This is a genomic window from Mesorhizobium sp. WSM3859 (assembly GCF_002295065.1).
Classification (GTDB): Bacteria; Pseudomonadota; Alphaproteobacteria; order Rhizobiales; family Rhizobiaceae; genus Mesorhizobium.
The window spans coordinates 1-16805 of the sequence record NZ_NSGG01000029.1 but is presented as its reverse complement, the minus strand read 5'-3'; the positions used below and the strand labels follow the sequence as shown (position 1 = coordinate 16805).

Sequence of the window (16805 nt, the reverse complement as noted above, 5' to 3'; positions counted from 1 at the left end):
GGCGCGAGCCACCACGAAAACGCAAGTTTCAAGCCATGCCAAAGCTATCTTAGCGCATATGCCCTCAAGGGGGAGATGGCCGGCAGGCCAGAGAGGGGTGCTGTCCCTCCAGCGTCACAGGGTTTCCACCCTGCCGAAACCAACCTTCTATGCCAGCTTCGCCAGCAGCCGCAGGAAAGTCGCGGCTTCCTTGGCCGTGAGCGGCGCCAGCGTTTCCTCGGTGATGGTGCGGGCAAGCGGGATCAGCCGTTCGATCGCCTCGCGGCCTTCCGGCGTCAGATTGACCAGCAGCCGCCTCTTGTCGACCTCGTGCTTGGACACCTCGACAAGGCCCCGCGCCTTCAGCCGGTCGATGACGCCTTTCACGGTCGCGGCGTCCATGGCGATCAGCGTTCCCAACTGGTTCTGCGAGGTCTCGCCGATATCGTAGAGCTTGGCCAAAGCGGCGAATTGCGGCGGCGTCAGGTCGCCGATATGCGAAGCGAAGATCGAGACATGGCGCTGATGCGCCTTGCGCAGGATGAAGCCGACCTGGTCCTGCAGATGGTAGTTGTTCTCGTCGCCGTCTTCGGCCTCGACCAGCCGCAGCAGATTGTCCTCGCCGCTCATCTGAGGCCGTCCCATGCCTTGATGTCCGCGGCCGCCAGGCCGCCCATGCGGTTGTGGACGCGCGGGCCGCAGGTCATGGCGAGGCAGAACAGGATTTCGTCGGGACGCGGGCCGTCGCTGATGCCGACCTCCATGGCATCGAAATGGCTGCGCACATAGGCGGCGTTGATGTGGCCGAGCGGCACGTCAAGCCTTGAACCGAAAGCGCCGACCTTCTTGGCCGAGGGCACGATCGCCTTTGCGTCGCCGAGGCGCTCGCGCATGGCATAGCCGCCCGGCACGTGCCACAGCGCGCCGTGTTCCAGCTCGCCGGCGGAACCGACGATGGCGCCCTTGCCGTAGCCGTCAATCTTCTTAACGTCGCCGCCGAGTGCGGCGATCAGCCTGTCGGACAGCAGCAGCCCGAGCGGCTTCAGGTCCTCCATCGCGCTTTGCAGGTCCTCGACATAGCGGCCGGCGAAAGGGTTCTTGACCACGGCGAGCGCGGCGGCGCGCAGGCGCGGCTCTTTCGCGACGGGCCCGCCGTCATGGAAAATCTCCTCGGTCAGCACCGCAACCTTGCGGATCGGAAAGTCAGGCATGGGCAAATTCCTCCAGGGGATGCTTGTTGGGCGCGGCGAGCGCTATTGCGCCGCTGATGCGGGCTTCGCCCGCCAGAAACAGCGCCGAGGCGGCGATCAGGCCGCGCCGGCGAAAATCTTCGGCGACCGCGAGGCCCTTGTCCAGCGCCCGGGCAACTTCGCCCGGGGAAAGCGCGCCGACGTTCTGCGTCACCATCTGCTCGCCGAGATCGCTGTCGGGCGCCAGGTCGCGCGCCGCAACGCGCGCGATGGCAGGGTGACCGGGCAGGTCGACCGCGTTGGCAATCAGCGTTGCCGCCGCGTCAGCCTTGGCGCCGGTCGGAGCAAGAACGGTGACGGCGTCGGCAATGCCCAGCGAGAACGAGCGCCCGCGCCAGCCGCTGGTGGCAACACCGCGCACGCCATCCTCGGCGCGGATGCCGACGCGATCGGCCATGCCATTGCCGGTGCCGGCAATGGCCACCGTCATCGACTGGCCCTTGCCCAGATGGAGTGCGCAATCGCCGCCATTGTTGACGTAAGCGCGGTCGAGTCGGCGGCCGGCGAGCATCGCGCCAAGAATTTCGTCGGCTACCGAGCCGGCAACGGCGGCCATCGGCGTGATGAAGCATTCCGCCAGCGGCATGACGGCTGCTTCCATGCGGCGCGCCGTTGGGCCCGCGAAATCGCGCGGCGCCAGGAAGAAGGCTGGCAAGCGCAACTCGGGCAGCTCCTTGACCAGCTCGATCAGGATTGTCTGGAAGCGCGCGACAGCCTGCTGGTAGGCGTCGCGACGTTCGTCGTCAGGGCCAAAGGCTTCGACGATGAGGTCGATCGGCCCATGGTTGAGATGGAGCCGCCGGCCGTCGGCCAGCCAATGCGCCTGCGGGCCGTTCATCAGCCGGCACCGTTCGCCGCCGCGCGCCGCAGCTGCGCCAGCGGCGGCCAGGGGTTGTTGACCGGCGCGCCGGTGCTGCTGCGCGGGTTGAGATATTCGCCGCCCTTGGCGAGGATATCCTCGACGCTGCGGATCTCATTTTCATAGCCGCCGAGCCGCACATAGTCATCGCGGCGCATGGTAAATTCGATCGGCGCCACCAGCGCCGGTGTCGGCACATAGCCGAAGGCGCCTTCCGGCACGCGGGTGACGTCGACCATCAGCGTGATGCCGCCGCCCGGCCAGACATAGACCGGTGCGCCGCCGACCGTGACATAGGTCTTCAGACCCTGGACAGAGCGCGTGAGGTTGACCGGGTTTTCGGTGACGCCGGCGCGCAGCGAACCGCCGGCACCGCCGATGAAGAGAACCGTGCAGAGCGCCGGCTCGCAATTGTCCTCGATCAGGCCGACGGATTTTTGCAGCCGCTCCGGGAAGGGCTTCTGGACCGGCTTCAACTCGTCGTCGAGCTCGTAATAGGCGAACTGCTCGCCGGTGGTCGAAACCATCAGCAGCGACAGGCCGGGACGTGCGCCCTTGTTGGCGTTCCAGTCGCCGAGTATCGACAGCGGGTCGGAAATCGTCGTACCGCCCCAGCCGAGGCCGGGCTCCGAGACCTTGAAATAACGACCGGGCGTCGAACGGCGGCCGATGATCTTTATGCCGGTGTCTTCCCAGCCCAGCACCTTGCCGGCCTGGTGCTCCGACACGACGCCGGTGATGTGATCGTCGACCACCACCACCTCGTCAACCAGCCCGCGCCATTGCGTGGCGAACATGCCGATGGTGGCCGAACCGCAGCCGACCCGCATGCGGTGTTCGATCTTGCCGTCGATGACCGGCGGTTTGCCGGCTTCGACGATCACCGTCGCGCCGCCGTCGATGGTGAGCTCGACCGGCTTGCGATTGCACAGGTTGAGCAGCGCGTCGCAGGTGGCGCGGCCTTCCTGCTTGGAGCCGCCGGTCAGGTGATGGACGCCGCCAAGCGACAGCATCTGCGAGCCGTATTCGCCGGTCGTCACATGGCCGATCGCCTCGCCTTGCGAGCGCACCGTCGCCGTCTCGTCGCCGATATGGCGATCGGTGTCGATCTTCACCTTGACGCCGCAGTAGGAGAAGATGCCTTCTGTCACGACGGTGACGAGATCGACGCCCTCGACCTCCTGGCTGACGATGAAGGGCGCCGGCTTATAGTCGGGATAGGTGGTACCGGCGCCGATCGCGGTGACGAAGCGCCTTCCGGTGTTGACCAGCTCGCCATTCCAGGCCTCGCCCTCGGCAACGAAAGGCACCACCGCGCCGCCGGTCTCAGCCGCGTGGTCGAGGATGGTCAGCGGGTCCATGCGCACGATGCGGCCGCCGACATTGCCGTAGCGGTCGCAGGCGCCAGTGCGGCCGTCGGCGATGTAGCACATGACCGGGCAGGCATCGCAGCGGATCTTCTCCGCCACCTGCTTCTCGCCGGGATCATGGGTTTCGAAACGTTCGGCAAGCTCGCTCATCGGCGCGCCTCCTTTTCGCGGATCGCCGCCAGGATGCGGCTCGGCGTCGCCGGCACCTTGGTGACCAGAACACCTGTGGCGTGGCGGATGGCATTGAGGATCGCCGGCGCGGTCGGAATCAGCACATGCTCGCCCAGGCCCTTGGCGCCAAACGGTCCTTCCGGATCCGGAACCTCGACCAATATGTGCTCGACCGGCGGCACGTCGCCGATGGTCGGGATGAGATAGTCGTGCAAATTCTCGGTGCGGCCGGGAATGTATTCCTCCATCAGCGCCATGCCGATGCCCTGCGCGATGCCGCCCTCGATCTGGCCTTCGACCAGCACGGGGTTGATCGCCTTGCCGACATCGTGCGCGGCGGTGATCTTGATCAGCTTCACTATGCCGAGCTTGAGGTCAACCTCCAGCTCGGCGAGCTGCGCGCCATAGCCATAGATGGCGTAAGGCTTGCCCTGGCCCTTGGCGTCGAGCGGCAGTGTCGGCGGGTCATAGGTTTCCTCGGCGACGAACACCAGACCGTCGGCATCAGCTTTCAGCGCCGACAGATTGATGCGGCGCGCGGCATCGCCCTCGCGGATGGACAGGTTCGCGCCGTCGAGCGCGATCGTCGCTTCGCCAGAGACATTGGCATAGCGCAGGATCTTTTCGCGCAATGCACGGCCAGCCTTTTCCGCCGCTTTGCCGGTGACAAAGGTCTGGCGCGAGGCGGATGTTTTGCCGGCGTCGGGCGTGATGGCGGTGTCGGCGCTCTTCAGCTTGAACCTGTCCAGCGGCAGGCCGAGCGCGTCGGCGCAGATCTGGGTGATGACGGTGTTGGAGCCCTGGCCGATATCGACCGCGCCCTGATGCAGCACGACGTCGCCCGAAGCCGGGATGCCGACCTTGATGGTAGAAGGATTGGGCAGCGAAGTGTTGCCGCAGCCATACCAGCAGGAGGCGACGCCGACGCCGCGCTTGCTTGCCGTGTTGGCGGCGTTGAAGGCTTCCGCTTCGGCCAGTGCGCGTGCCCAGTGCGGCTGAAGCTGCTCCAGGCATTCGCCGATGCCGACGCCGGATTCCAGGCGCTGGCCGGTGACCGTCTCGCAGCCGTCGCGCAGGCAGTTCTTCAGGCGGAAGTCGAGCCGGTCGATGCCCAGCTTGCCGGCGAGCTCGTCATAGAGCGTTTCCTGCATGATGGTGGCCTGCGGCACGCCGAAGCCGCGGAAGGCGCCGGCGATAGGGCCGTTGGTGTGGATGGCGTAGCCGGTGGCGCGGTAATTCGGCGTGGCATAGGGGCCGGAGGCGTGCACCGGCACGCGATTGGCCACCGTCGGCCCCCAGCTGGCATAGGCGCCGGTGTTGAAATCGCCTTCAAACACCATGCCGGTGATGCGGCCTTCGGCATCGGCGCCGATGGTCGCCTTCATCTCGGCCGGATGGCGCTTGGTGGTCGACATCATCGATTCATGGCGCGTGTAGGCAAGCGCCGCCGGCCGCCCGGTCTTCATCGCCACCAAGCCGATCAGCGGCTGCAGCGAGACATCAAGCTTGGAGCCGAAGCCGCCGCCGGTGGCGGTCGGCACGATGCGGACCTTGTCGACCGGAAGGCCGAGCACCTTGGCCGTGTCGTCGCGGTCCATATAGGGCGCCTGGGTGCAGGCCACGACGACCAGCGTGTCGCCATCCATATAAGCGTAGCCGGCTTCCGGCTCGATATAGGCATGCTCGACAAAGGAGGTTTCGATGGAGCCGGAGACAGTGGCGGCAGCGCCTGCGAGCGCGCCGTCGGGATCGCCGCGTTCGACATAGCCGGAGGTCAAAAGGTTCGCCGGGCGGTGCTGGTGAATCAGCGCGGCGCCATCGGCCTTCGCCTCGCGCGGCTGCAGCACATGCGGCAGCTCGGTCCAGGCGATCGGAAAATCCGTCAAATCGAGATCGAGGATGGCCTCGCGCTCGCCCGCCACCAGCGCCACCGCCTCGCCGCGCAGGCGGACGAAATCCTCGGCCAGCGCCGGCTGATCGGCGAAAGGACCGATGACGCCGAAGCAATTCTTGCCGGGGATGTCGGCGGCGGTGAAGATTCCGGCGATACCGGGATGGGCTTTCCTCCAGGCTTCGAGGTCGCCGAAGGCGAAGCCGGCATGATAATGCGGCGAGCGGACCACCAGCACCGACAAGGCATCAGCCGGGAAGGAATCGCCGCCGAATTTCTCGGTGCCATCGACCTTCGGCACGCCGTCGAGGCGGATCGGCGAAGCGCCGACCGCGTGGCCCACGTCCGGCAGGCGGAGGTCGATGCCGTTCATATGCCGCGAGGCCTGCATCACCGCCGCGACGATTTTCCTGTAGCCGGTGCAGCGGCAGAGCACGCCGCCCAGCGCGTCCTGCGTCTCGGCTTCGCTGGGTGTGGGGTTGCGTTCCAAAAGCGCGGTGGCCGCGACCAGCAGGCCGGGCGTGCAGATGCCGCATTGCGCGGCGCCATGTTCGAGGAAGGAGGCCTGCAGCGCCGAAAGCCTGCCATTGGCAAGACCTTCGACCGTGGTGACCGAAGCGCCGGTGACGGACGCCGCAGGCACCAGGCAGGCGCAGACCGGATTGCCGTCGACCAGCACCGTGCAGGCGCCGCAATCGCCGGCATCGCAACCGACCTTGGTGCCGGTGAGCCGCAACTCGTCGCGCAACACCTGCGACAGGCGCCGCACCGGCGGGACCGATACGCTGACGGCGGCACCGTTGAGATCAAAGGCAATGGCGGCGCGTTCCATGCCGGACTGGGCCATGCCGGATTGGGCCGCGCCTGATCGGGTCACGCCAGACTGCGCAATGCTCATGCTGCCACCTTGCCTTGGTCGAGGCCGCTTGCAGAGCGCACGGCGCGGACGACGATCTCGCGCGCCGCGTCCTGCCGGTACTCGGCGCTGCCGCGCACATCGGCGATAGGCGACAGTTCATCCATGGGCGCGGACAGCACCGCGTCGGCAAGCGCCGCATCGATCGGACGCCCGCGCAGGACCGCTTCGACGCGGGCGAGGCGGCGGGCGACCGCCGAGCAGGAGCCGACCGCGATCGCCGCTTCGGCGATGACGCCATCCTCGACTACCAGCCGCGCCGCCGTCATGGCGATCGAGATGACGAGGTAGCGTCGCGCGCCAAGCTTGACGAAGGCCGACGAGCCGACGGCTGAACGTTTCGGGACACGGATGCCCGTGACCATCTCGCCCGGCTGCAGCGCCGTGCGGCGATTGCCGAGGATGAACGCGCCGAGCGGAAGATGGCGGACGGCGTTCAGCGACCGCAACTCGACATCGGCGTCGAGCGTCAACAGCGCCGGCACACCATCCGCGGCGGGCGAGGCGTTGCAGAGATTGCCAGCAACCGAGGCGACATTCTGGATCTGGATCGACCCGACCTCGCGCGCGGCCGCTTTCAGCGCGTCGAAGGCGGACGGGAGCGGATGGCGGACAATGTCGGTCCAGGTCGTGCGGGCGCCGATGCGCCAATGCTCGCCGGTCTCGGCAATGCCGCGCAGCTCGGCCAGACCATTGATGTCGAGGATGTTGTCGCGGAAAGGTTTTGCGCCCTGGGCGGGGTAGAAATCGGTGCCGCCGGCGAGAATCCGCCAACGGTCCTCGCCAAGCAGAGCGAGCGCCTCCTCGACCGTGGTGGGTTTCGCGTAACGGATCACGCTCTGCCTTCCAGAACCTTCCCAGAAACGGACCATTCCCACTTGGCCCTTCCAAGTACTCAGCTTCGGGCTTTCTGCCGGTTTCACACCGGTCAAATTCATTCGTATGCAAATGATATCAGGCGGACCGGAATTGTCAAAGCAAGAGTTCGTGCCGCCGCGGCGGCGTGCCGGCCTGAACGCAATTGTTATGGCCTTGGAGGTTGACGGCGCGGGCCATCTGGTCAAGGTTCCGTGTCCGGTCGCGTCAGCGGCTTTTGGACTGGAGCCTCAAGCCGATACGAGGGGGCCCAAACGAGAGGGAACCGCATGGCCGACGAAGCGCTCATCGTCATCGACCTGCAGAACGATTTTTGCCCCGGCGGCGCGCTGGCGGTTGCCGGCGGCGACGAGATCGTGCCTTTGGTCAACGACCTGATCCGGCGGACCGACCATGTGATCCTGACGCAGGACTGGCACCCGGCCGGACATTCGAGCTTCGCCTCCAGCCATCCGGGCAAACAGCCCTTCGAAAACATAGAGATGCCCTATGGGCCGCAGACCTTGTGGCCGGACCATTGCATCCAGGGCAGCCTCGGTTCCGATTTCCATTCCGGGCTCGCCTGGACCAAGGCCGAGCTGGTGATCCGCAAGGGGTTCCGCACGGCGATCGATAGCTATTCGGCGTTCTTCGAGAACGACCACACGACGCCGACCGGCCTTGGCGGGTACCTGAAGGAACGCGGCATCGACACGATCACGCTGGTGGGGCTCGCCACCGATTTCTGCGTCGCCTTCTCGGCATTGGATGCCGTGAAGCAGGGTTTCAAGACGACGGTTAGGCTCGACGCCTGCCGCGGCATCGACCTCAACGGCTCGGTCGAGGCGATGCTGACGCGAATGCGGGATGCCGGCGTGACGCTTGAAGATCACTCGGCGGATTGACCGGACTGTGGGGAAGGTCCCCCTCACCCGGATTGCGGGCTCCCCCTTCCCCCCTTGTGGGGGAAGGTGTCGCCGAAGGCGACGGATGAGGGGTGTTCCAGGGAAAGCCGACGTCTCACTCCGCTGGAGCACCCCTCATCCGTCTCGGCGCTACGCGCCGATCCACCGCCCGGGGGCGAGCCACGGGTCTCGCCCCGTCCTTCGGACCCCACAAGGGGAGAAGGGGAAGGCGCGCAGCGGTCAGATGATTTTTCCATTCGCTTCGCTCGCCATCGCGCTGCTACTCCCCGCACAGGCGCTCGCCGCTGAAATCCACGAACTGCCCGGCGCCGCCATGCCGCTGTGGTGGGCATTGCCCTTTGCCGGACTGCTGTTGTCGATCGCGACGGGGCCGCTGCTTTTCCCGCATCTGTGGGAGCATCATTACGGCAAGATCGCAGCCGCCTGGGCGGCTTTGGTGATTGTGCCGCTGGCAGTCGCCTTCGGAATCGCGACCGCGGGCGAGGCGGTGCTGCACACGCTGCTCACCGAATATCTGTCCTTCATCATCCTGTTGTTCGCGCTCTACACCATCTCGGGCGGCATCCTGCTTGCCGGCAACATCCACGGCACGCCGCTCGTCAATGCCGGCCTGCTGCTCATCGGCGCGCTGCTTGCCTCGGTCATCGGCACGACCGGCGCCTCGATGATCCTTATCCGGCCAATGCTGCGCGCCAACGACAACCGGCCGTTCAACGCGCATGTGGTGATCTTCTTCATCTTCCTGGTGTCCAACATAGGCGGCTCGCTGACGCCGCTCGGCGACCCCCCTTTGTTCGTCGGCTTCCTGCGCGGCGTCGATTTCTTCTGGACGACGATCCACATCCTGCCCGACACGCTTTTCGTCGGCGGCCTGGTGTTGGCTGTCTTTCTCGCGATCGACATCATCCTGCATCGCCGTGAGGCCGGCATGCCCAAGATCAAGGACCCGACCCCCGACACAAAGGTGCGCCTGCGCGGGCTGGCCAACCTGCCGCTGCTCGCCGGCGTGATCGGCGCGATCCTGCTTTCGGCGAGCTGGAAGCCGGGCATCGGCGTTTCCGTGCTGGGTGTCGGACTCGAACTGCAGAACCTGGTGCGCGACGCCATCATCCTGGCGCTGGCCTTCCTGTCCCTAAAAGTCTCGTACAAGAGCCATAGGGAAGCAAACGGCTTTACGTGGGGGCCGATCGCCGAAGTAGCAAAATTGTTTGCCGGCATCTTCATCTGCATCGTGCCGGTCATCGCCATCCTGCGCGCCGGCCATGACGGCGTGCTGGCGCCGCTGGTGGCGCTTGTCACCTCGCCGGACGGCCGGCCCAACGACCTGGCCTATTTCTGGCTGACCGGGGCGCTGTCATCCTTCCTCGACAATGCGCCGACCTATCTGGTGTTCTTCGAGCTGGCCGGCGGCGACGCCAGGCATCTGATGACGGAGGCCGCCTCGACGCTGGCGGCGATCTCGGCCGGCGCCGTGTTCATGGGCGCCAACACCTATATCGGCAACGCGCCCAACTTCATGGTCTTTGCCATCGCCAGGCATCGCGGCTTCAAGATGCCGGGCTTCTTCGGCTACATGGCGTGGTCGGGCCTGGTGCTGATCCCGACCTTTTTGATTGCCGGGTTTCTGTTTTTCATGTGAGCTGAGCTACTCAATTTTCCACCGTCGGCGCCGCCCCTCATCTGGCTGCCGCCATCTTCTCCCCGTGAACGGGGAGAAGGGGCTGTCATCGTCGATTTCGCCAATTTCCAACGTTGCAGAATGAGCGCCGAGGTCGCGGCCAGCTTCTTTCTCCCCGTCTACGGGGAGAAATGCCCGGCAGGGCAATGAGGGGCAGCGCGACGGCCGAAGCCTTGGCTGGACAGCGAATTCGACGCCTTATCCTACCCCCACGTAGCGCCGCACCGCCGACGGATCGGCGCGCAATGCCTCGACATCGACCGTCTCGCGGTTGCGGCCGTTCTCGATGAACGATACGCGGTCGGCGACCGAAAGCACGGCATCGACGCGCTGCTCGACCAGGATGGTCGAGACGCCGAGCTCGCGCAGCTTGGCCACCGTCTCGCGGATCTTGGCGATCATCGATGGCATCAGGCCCTCGGTCGGCTCGTCGAGCAGCAGCACCTGCGGCTCGAGGCACAGCGCGCGCGCCATCGCCAGCATCTGCTGCTCGCCGCCAGAGAGCGTGCCGGAACGCTGCTTCAGCCGCTCGCGCAGCAGCGGGAAGAGATCGAGGACGTTGTCGCGCGTCTGCTTGCCCTTGGCGCGCGCCATTAGGCCGATCTCGATGTTTTCCGCCACGCTCATCTCGGCGAACAGGCGCCTGCCCTGCGGCACATAAGCGACGCCGGCCTTCGGCACGTCATGCGCGGCGAGCCCGGTCAGTTCCTTGCCGTCCAGCTTGATCGAGCCGGCCGCCGCAGGCACCAGACCCATGATCGCCTTCAGCGTCGTCGTCTTGCCGGCGCCGTTGCGGCCGAACAGGCACAGCACCTCGCCCTTGTTGAGGGCGAGGTCGAGGCCGTAGAGCACCTGGACCTCGTCATAGAAGCAGTCGAGGCCGGCAATGGTGAGCAATCCGCCATTGGTTCCAACGGAGTCAGCCATGGGTCGCTCCGAGATAGGCGTCCTGGACTTGGCGGTTGGCGCGGATCTGTTCTGGCGTGCCATCGGCGAGGATCTTTCCCGCATTGAAGACGGTGATGCGGTCGGCAAGCTGCATGACCACCGGCATGTTGTGCTCGATCAGAAGAACCGTCGCGTCCCTGGCAATCTCGCGCACCAGCGTGATGAAATTGTCGATCTCGCTGTCGGCCAGGCCTTGCGTCGGCTCGTCGAGGATCAGCAAGCGCGGCTTCAAGGCCAGGCCCATCGCGACTTCGAGCAGCCGCTGATGGCCGTAGGACAATTGCCCGGCCAGCGTGCCGGCGCGATCGGCAAGGCCGGTGCGCTCCAGCGCCGCCATGACGCTGGTCCTGACCTGGCCTTTCGAGCGGCCGTCGGTCAGGGTGCGCTGCACCGGCAGCGCGACATTGTCGAAGACCGTGAGGTTGGCGAAGACGCTGGTGATTTGGAACGTGTAGGCGACGCCGAGGCGAACCCGTTTGTAAGCCGGCATCGTCGTGATGTCTGCGCCGTCGAAGACGACCATGCCGGAGGACGGCTGGATGCGGCCTGAGAGCAGGCTGACGAAGGTCGTCTTGCCGGCGCCGTTCGGGCCGATGACGGCGCGGATCTCGCCCGGCATCAGCGCGAAGTCGACGCCGTCGACGGCGCGCAGGCCACCGAACTGGCGCGACAGGCCCTTGGTGGTGAGCAGCGGCATCACGGCAGCCATCCCAGCCAGCGCTCGCGGATGCTGCCCATAATGCCCTTCGGGGCAAACAGGACCAGCAGGATGAGCGCCACGCCGACGATCAGCAGATAGGCCGAGGTGAAGCCGCTGGTGATGTCGGTGACATAATACATGAACAGCGTGCCGATGAGCGGCCCAAGCGTGGTCGCGGCGCCGCCGAGCAGAACCCAGAGCAGCGGCAGGATCGAATATTGGATAGACGCGAAATTCGAGCCGACATAGCCGAACAGCAAGGCATAGGCGGCGCCCGACGCCGCGCAGATGGCGCCGGAGGCGACGACCGCGGCAAGCTTGTTGGCGACCGTGTCATAGCCGAGCATCTTGGTGCGCTCTTCATTTTCTCGGATGGCGACCAGCACACGGCCGAAGCGAGAGCGGACTACGGCTAAGGTGACGAACAGCACGATCGCGAACAGCGCCAGCGCGCTCATGTAGCGCACGGTTGGATCGGTCAGGTCGAAGGATGCGCCGCCAATGGAGACCACCCGCAACGCCTGCTGGATAACGAGGCCCTGGTCGCCGCCAGTCCAGGCGGCGAAATAGAGGATCAGCAGATAGAAGGCCTGGGCGAACATCATGGTGACGATCATGAACGCCACACCCGAGGTGCGCAGCGCCAGCAGGCCGATGACCAAAGCGAGCAGCGCGCCGCAAACCACGCCGGCGACGAAGGCTTCCGGCACACCCCAACCGAGGTGATAGACGGTCAAGCCCGCGCCATAGAGGCCGGCGGAAAAGAACATGGCGTGGCCGAGGCTGAGCAGGCCGACATAGCCGAAGAGCAGGTTGTAGCCCATGGCAAAGACCGCCAGCGCCATGATGCGGGCAAACAGGCCCTGATGATAATCCGGCAGGACGAAGTTCAGCGCGAACAGAAGCACGATGACGCCGATATGCAGCGCGTAGGTCTTTGCCGGCGAAGCATCCCTCATCGCGGCGCGGTTCCGAACAGGCCTTGCGGGCGGAACACCAGCACCATGGCGACGACCAGCGTGGCGATGATCTTGGCGAGCGTCGGCGAGAAGAACATCGAGATGATGCCGTCGGAAAGGCCGATCAGGACGGCGGCGACGACGGTGCCGCGCAGCGAGCCCAGGCCGCCGATGATGACGACGATGAAGGAGAGCAGCAGCGGGTCCTGTCCCATCAGATAATGCGCCTGGCTGATCGGCACGATCAGCACCGCGGCGATCGCGGCCAGCATGGCGCCGACGGCGAAGACGCCGGCATAGACGCGCTCGACCGGAATGCCGAAAGCCTGCGCCGTCTCGCGGTCATATTGCGTGGCGCGCATGATCAGGCCGATCTTCGTGCGGGTCAGCACCAGCCAGGTGATCACCAGCAGGATGGCGGAAGCGGCGACCACCGACAGCTTGTAGCCGGAATAGCCGAACCACGGCAAAAGGATGCGATAGCTGAAGGGCGGCTCAACCGGGCGCGCCTCCGGCCCGTAGAAGGTCAATGCCAGCTGCTGGATGATGTAGAGCATGCCGATGGTGGCGACGATGGTGCTTTCGGGGTTGTAGTTCAGCCGGCGCAACACCAGCCATTCGGCGAGAAACGCGACCAGCCCGACCAGCAATGGCGCGATCACAAGTGCTGCCACGAAGCCGATAGCCGGGTGGCCGGAAATCGCCGTCGAGATCGCCCAGGCGAGCACCGCGCCCAGCATGAAGAACTCGCCATGGGCGACATTGACGATGCGCATGACGCCGAACACCAGCGACAGGCCGAGAGCGGTCAGCGCCAGCACGGCGGAGGTGACCAGGCCTTCAAGGCCAGCGAGGAGGAGGTGGGGTCCGAAGTGCATTGGCTAGGCACCGAGGGATGCGCGAGGCACCCCCCTCAGGACAGGGCAATCGCCTATGGCGAATGCCAACACAACGCCGTCATCCTCGGGCTTGTCCCGAGGATCCGCCGTCGCACGTGGATATGGCGCAACCAGTTTAGGGAGGCCGGTAGATCCTCGGGACAAGCCCGAGGATGACGGCATCGAGGCCTGCGGATTATCCGAACTCCCAGAGCCACATGCGATAGCCCTGCCCCTCAGGGGTGGAGATTGGATGTCGCGAATGCTTTCGCCAATCACCAGCCTCGGCGAGTATCTGCCGTCGCAGAAACTGCCAATCTCCCCCCTTGAGGGGGAGATGTCCGGCAGGACAGAGAGGGGGGCCTGGGCGCTCACGCTCGCTGCAGAAGCAACGCTCACAGCGCCTGCGTCGTGTAATCCCCTTCCGGCTCGTAGAGGCCGTCCTCGATCTTGGTCTTGTGGACGACCTTGAGCTTGCCGACTTCAACCTTGGAGATGTTCTGGATGCCGAAGCACTGGTGGATCTTGCCGTTGAAGGTTTTCGGACCCTGCGGGTGTTCCGGCCCCTCGGCGAATTCCTTCAGCGCCTCGGTCGCCTCGACCAGCTTGGCGCGGTCATCGGGTCCCTTGTAGCCGGCATCTTCCATCGCCTTCTTGACGACATAGAGCGTTTCCCAGCAGCCGAACATATGCGAGGCCGTGGAGACGTCCTTGGGATCGCCGACGGCGGCGCCATTGTCGTCGATGCCGACGGCGGCGCGGTAGGCTTTTTGCGCAGCGGAGTCGTCAGGCTGCGCGTAGCGCGGCGAACCCTCCCAGAAATGGCTGCCGTCGAGGAATTCGAGGCCGGGGCTGTTGATGTCGGTGGCCTCGAGCGAATCCATGAAGCCGAAGAGCTGCGGCCGCTGCGAACCGTAGAACTCGCCGAGCTCCTTGACGAAGGTGAGCACGGCCGGGCCGACCATGACGTGGTAGATCACCTCGGTCTCGGCCGGGATCTGCGGGAAGTATTTGGTGAAGGACGATTCCGTCGGCGGGATGGCGATCTGCGCGATGACGTCGGCGCCTTGCGCCTTCAGCGCCGGCGGCAGGTAGTCGCGATGGTCGTAGCCGAAGGCGAAGTCGGGGAAGATCTGCGTCACCTTCTTGCCGGCGTTCGCCGCGATCCACGGCGCCATCGACTGGATCTGGCTCTTCACGTCGGTGATGCCGGGCTGGAAGACATAGCGGTTGAGCTTGGTGGAGGCGACGTGGTGGCCCTCGCTCACCACGAAATAGGGGATCTTGTTCTCGCCGGCGGCGGGCGCCGAGCCGATCACCACATGCGAGAACAACGTGCCGAAGACGATGTCGGTCTTGTGCTGCTTGGCGAATTTGTTGACCACCTCGGCGCCGCGCGCCGGATCGGTGCCGTCATCCTCGATCACCAGCTCGACCTTGCGGCCACCGATGCCGCCGGCATCGTTGATCGCCTTGACGGCGGCCGCGCTCGTCTTCTCGTACCAGCGGCCATAGGCGGCGCCGATGCCGGTGCGGTGCGACTGGAAGCCGATCTTGATCGGCGCCGAGCTCTGCGCCTGGCTGTAGCGGACGAAGCCGGGCGCCAGTGCCAGGCCGGCACCGGCGGCCATGCCCTTCAGCGCGGTGCGGCGCGACAGCGTCGTCTTGGAGAGGTCGAAAAATCCGTTCTTGTCAGCCATGTCCGTTCCCCTGTTTTTTCAGTTTTGACCAGCGATAAGGCGGCTAATCCATCCCCTTCCGAAGGATGGAAAAATTGCATGTGTACAAACTAAATCACCAAAGCCTTGGCCTGGCAAGCTAGCTTTACCCGACGGCATTGTTGGCACGCTCTTGTGTCATCCGGCGGTCGGCGTGGCAAGCAACCAAAGGCCGAAGATCGTGTAGGCGATCATCAGCAAAGTGAGCGGCAATTGACTGAGCGCAGCGCGCGATGGCTGCCGATGGAGCCGCCAGGCAAGGCCATGCGCGACGAGCACCGCCAGCACATGCCCGGCGATGATGACGCCGGCTTGGATGTTCCACAGCCACCAGGCCGACCGGGCGCCGGCGACGACGCCTGCCTCGACCATCATGTCGGCCGTGCCGAACAGGTTCCAGCCGAGCGCGAATGGATCGGAGAGCGCGACCAGTGCGTACTGGCCATCGACCAGGAGCACGGCGAGGTAATGCGCGATATGATAAGCGAGCGCGATCGGCACGATCGACCAGACCAGCAGGCCGGCGGCTTTTCCGAACGATTGCGCATCGCCGGCCAGGCGTTGGCCGAGAAAGACGGCCAGCGCGAAGACCGCCGCAAGCAGGATGAAGGTCAGGACGAGGCCAAAGCTGCCGATGCCGATCAGCGCGGTGCGGCCCGGATATTCCAGCGGATTGACGCCGAAGAGGCTGAGCCAGAAGAAGGTTTTAGACAGGCCGTCGAAGGACACCGACGACAGGGCCAGCAAGAGGAAGGCCGTGCCGCTCAGCGGCAGCGGCTCCGCGGCGAGCAGCTTGGCGCCGGGCCAGCAGAGTTTCAGCCGGCCCTCGTCACGCTCGAGGGCTGCGAAGCGGGCGACCATGGCGAAGAAGACACTCAGGAATTCGCCGCGCCGGCTCCAGTCGTCATAGCCGACGATGACCATGGCGATGAAGCTGACCAGCCAGTACAAACCGGCGGCAAGGGCTAGTCGCGCCGGATCGTCGGGGGCTGGATCGATCAGCTCGAACCAGGCGAAGGCGAAGAACAGCAGGAAGGCCGGCCAGTAGCCGAGCCAGTTGGGCAGGCGTGGTGGCTGGTTCTCGCTCCGTCGTTTGCCGAGGAGTCGGATCACGACTCGCCAAGGTCCGTACCACGGGTTGAGCCATGACCAGAGATCGCCGAGCACGCCCTGAAGCAGCGTGAAGCCGGCCCAGAGCAGCGTCCAGATGACCAGCGGCAGCGGGTTGGAGCGCGGGTCGCGGCTGCCGAGAAGGCCGGCGGCGACGAGAAGTACGAAGCCGGCAAATGAAATCAGGCTGGTGATAGTGCGAGAGTGGTCGCTGTGGGCGAAAAGCGGCAGGCGCCGGCGCCAGAAACTGTCGAGGGCGGCGGGCGGCAGCAGCGCCACGACGAGGAAGCTGACGGCCACGGCAAAAGCGCCGCCGGCGAGGTAGTAGCCGGTCGGGAGAAGCAGGACGTGGCCGCGGTCGGAGGCGTGAGCGAAGGCGGGGGTGGGGAGGAACGAGGCAAGTGCGGCTGCTAATGCGATTGCCCCGAGGAGATTAACTCCAGCGTCCAGATCCTTCACACCCCCCTCTGTCCTGCCGGACATCTCCCCCGCAAGGGGGGAGATCGGATGTCGCCTTGGCTTTCGCCAATTTTCAACATCGAAAAGGAAGGCGGGATGCCCGAAGCTGCCAATCTCCCCCCTTGCGGGGGAGATGTC

Annotated in this window: 14 protein-coding genes; 2 read left to right on the top strand and 12 right to left on the bottom strand. The window is 65.6% G+C overall.

The window, feature by feature from the left end; all coding sequences use genetic code 11:
- Positions 1-147: 147 nt before the first annotated feature.
- The 6 genes from CK230_RS32155 to CK230_RS32130 form a co-directional block, all read right to left on the bottom strand.
- Positions 148-609, bottom strand: coding sequence for a MarR family transcriptional regulator (locus CK230_RS32155; RefSeq protein WP_095820801.1), 462 nt, complete (start codon positions 607-609; stop codon positions 148-150).
- Positions 606-1190 carry an amino acid synthesis family protein gene (locus CK230_RS32150; protein WP_095820800.1) on the bottom strand — a complete coding sequence of 195 codons (585 nt, stop codon included), beginning with the start codon at positions 1188-1190 and terminating at the stop codon, positions 606-608. Before CK230_RS32150 ends, CK230_RS32155 begins: the two co-directional genes overlap by 4 nt.
- Positions 1183-2067, bottom strand: a complete 885-nt coding sequence (locus CK230_RS32145; protein WP_095820799.1) for a hypothetical protein — start codon at positions 2065-2067, stop codon at positions 1183-1185. The genes CK230_RS32150 and CK230_RS32145 overlap by 8 nt, the downstream gene beginning before the upstream one ends.
- On the bottom strand, positions 2067-3608 hold the full coding sequence (locus tag CK230_RS32140; RefSeq protein ID WP_095820798.1) for a 6-hydroxynicotinate reductase: 1542 nt from the start codon (positions 3606-3608) through the stop codon (positions 2067-2069). Before CK230_RS32140 ends, CK230_RS32145 begins: the two co-directional genes overlap by 1 nt.
- On the bottom strand, positions 3605-6352 hold the full coding sequence (locus tag CK230_RS32135; protein WP_245430139.1) for a molybdopterin-dependent oxidoreductase: 2748 nt from the start codon (positions 6350-6352) through the stop codon (positions 3605-3607). The genes CK230_RS32140 and CK230_RS32135 overlap by 4 nt, the downstream gene beginning before the upstream one ends.
- A 62-nt stretch (positions 6353-6414) precedes the next feature.
- Complete coding sequence (locus tag CK230_RS32130) at positions 6415-7272, bottom strand: xanthine dehydrogenase family protein subunit M (RefSeq protein WP_095820803.1); 858 nt, start codon at positions 7270-7272, stop codon at positions 6415-6417.
- A gap of 309 nt (positions 7273-7581) precedes the next feature.
- Between CK230_RS32130 and pncA the strand changes: the two genes are divergently transcribed.
- Together pncA and CK230_RS32120 are read left to right on the top strand one after the other, a co-directional pair.
- Positions 7582-8196 (top strand): bifunctional nicotinamidase/pyrazinamidase, encoded by a 615-nt coding sequence (gene pncA / locus CK230_RS32125; protein WP_095820796.1) that lies wholly within the window; start codon positions 7582-7584, stop codon positions 8194-8196.
- Positions 8197-8440: 244 nt separating this feature from the next.
- Positions 8441-9856 carry a sodium:proton antiporter gene (locus CK230_RS32120; RefSeq protein ID WP_095820795.1) on the top strand — a complete coding sequence of 472 codons (1416 nt, stop codon included), beginning with the start codon at positions 8441-8443 and terminating at the stop codon, positions 9854-9856.
- A gap of 237 nt (positions 9857-10093) precedes the next feature.
- Here CK230_RS32120 and CK230_RS32115 read toward each other — a convergent pair whose 3' ends face one another.
- The 6 genes from CK230_RS32115 to CK230_RS32090 form a co-directional block, all read right to left on the bottom strand.
- Positions 10094-10822: an ABC transporter ATP-binding protein gene (locus tag CK230_RS32115; protein WP_095820794.1), complete on the bottom strand. Its 729-nt coding sequence runs from the start codon at positions 10820-10822 to the stop codon at positions 10094-10096.
- Entirely contained in the window at positions 10815-11543 is a 729-nt protein-coding gene (locus tag CK230_RS32110; protein WP_095820802.1) for an ABC transporter ATP-binding protein, read from the bottom strand. Before CK230_RS32110 ends, CK230_RS32115 begins: the two co-directional genes overlap by 8 nt.
- Complete coding sequence (locus CK230_RS32105) at positions 11540-12502, bottom strand: branched-chain amino acid ABC transporter permease (RefSeq protein ID WP_095820793.1); 963 nt, start codon at positions 12500-12502, stop codon at positions 11540-11542. Before CK230_RS32105 ends, CK230_RS32110 begins: the two co-directional genes overlap by 4 nt.
- Positions 12499-13380 (bottom strand): branched-chain amino acid ABC transporter permease, encoded by an 882-nt coding sequence (locus CK230_RS32100; protein ID WP_095820792.1) that lies wholly within the window; start codon positions 13378-13380, stop codon positions 12499-12501. The genes CK230_RS32105 and CK230_RS32100 overlap by 4 nt, the downstream gene beginning before the upstream one ends.
- A gap of 395 nt (positions 13381-13775) precedes the next feature.
- Positions 13776-15080, bottom strand: a complete 1305-nt coding sequence (locus CK230_RS32095) for an ABC transporter substrate-binding protein (protein WP_095820791.1) — start codon at positions 15078-15080, stop codon at positions 13776-13778.
- A gap of 156 nt (positions 15081-15236) precedes the next feature.
- Complete coding sequence (locus CK230_RS32090) at positions 15237-16691, bottom strand: hypothetical protein (protein WP_095820790.1); 1455 nt, start codon at positions 16689-16691, stop codon at positions 15237-15239.
- Between the last annotated feature and the right edge of the window lie 114 nt (positions 16692-16805).

Coding starts and splice junctions, on each gene's coding strand:
- CK230_RS32115 (WP_095820794.1), bottom strand. CDS start 10,822: ATGGCTGACTCCGTTGGAACCAATGGCGGATTGCTCACCATTGCCGGC.
- CK230_RS32100 (WP_095820792.1), bottom strand. CDS start 13,380: ATGCACTTCGGACCCCACCTCCTCCTCGCTGGCCTTGAAGGCCTGGTC.
- CK230_RS32095 (WP_095820791.1), bottom strand. CDS start 15,080: ATGGCTGACAAGAACGGATTTTTCGACCTCTCCAAGACGACGCTGTCG.
- CK230_RS32090 (WP_095820790.1), bottom strand. CDS start 16,691: ATGTCCGGCAGGACAGAGGGGGGTGTGAAGGATCTGGACGCTGGAGTT.
- CK230_RS32135 (WP_245430139.1), bottom strand. CDS start 6,352: ATGGAACGCGCCGCCATTGCCTTTGATCTCAACGGTGCCGCCGTCAGC.
- CK230_RS32120 (WP_095820795.1), top strand. CDS start 8,441: ATGATTTTTCCATTCGCTTCGCTCGCCATCGCGCTGCTACTCCCCGCA.
- CK230_RS32155 (WP_095820801.1), bottom strand. CDS start 609: ATGAGCGGCGAGGACAATCTGCTGCGGCTGGTCGAGGCCGAAGACGGC.
- pncA (WP_095820796.1), top strand. CDS start 7,582: ATGGCCGACGAAGCGCTCATCGTCATCGACCTGCAGAACGATTTTTGC.
- CK230_RS32105 (WP_095820793.1), bottom strand. CDS start 12,502: ATGAGGGATGCTTCGCCGGCAAAGACCTACGCGCTGCATATCGGCGTC.
- CK230_RS32140 (WP_095820798.1), bottom strand. CDS start 3,608: ATGAGCGAGCTTGCCGAACGTTTCGAAACCCATGATCCCGGCGAGAAG.
- CK230_RS32150 (WP_095820800.1), bottom strand. CDS start 1,190: ATGCCTGACTTTCCGATCCGCAAGGTTGCGGTGCTGACCGAGGAGATT.
- CK230_RS32145 (WP_095820799.1), bottom strand. CDS start 2,067: ATGAACGGCCCGCAGGCGCATTGGCTGGCCGACGGCCGGCGGCTCCAT.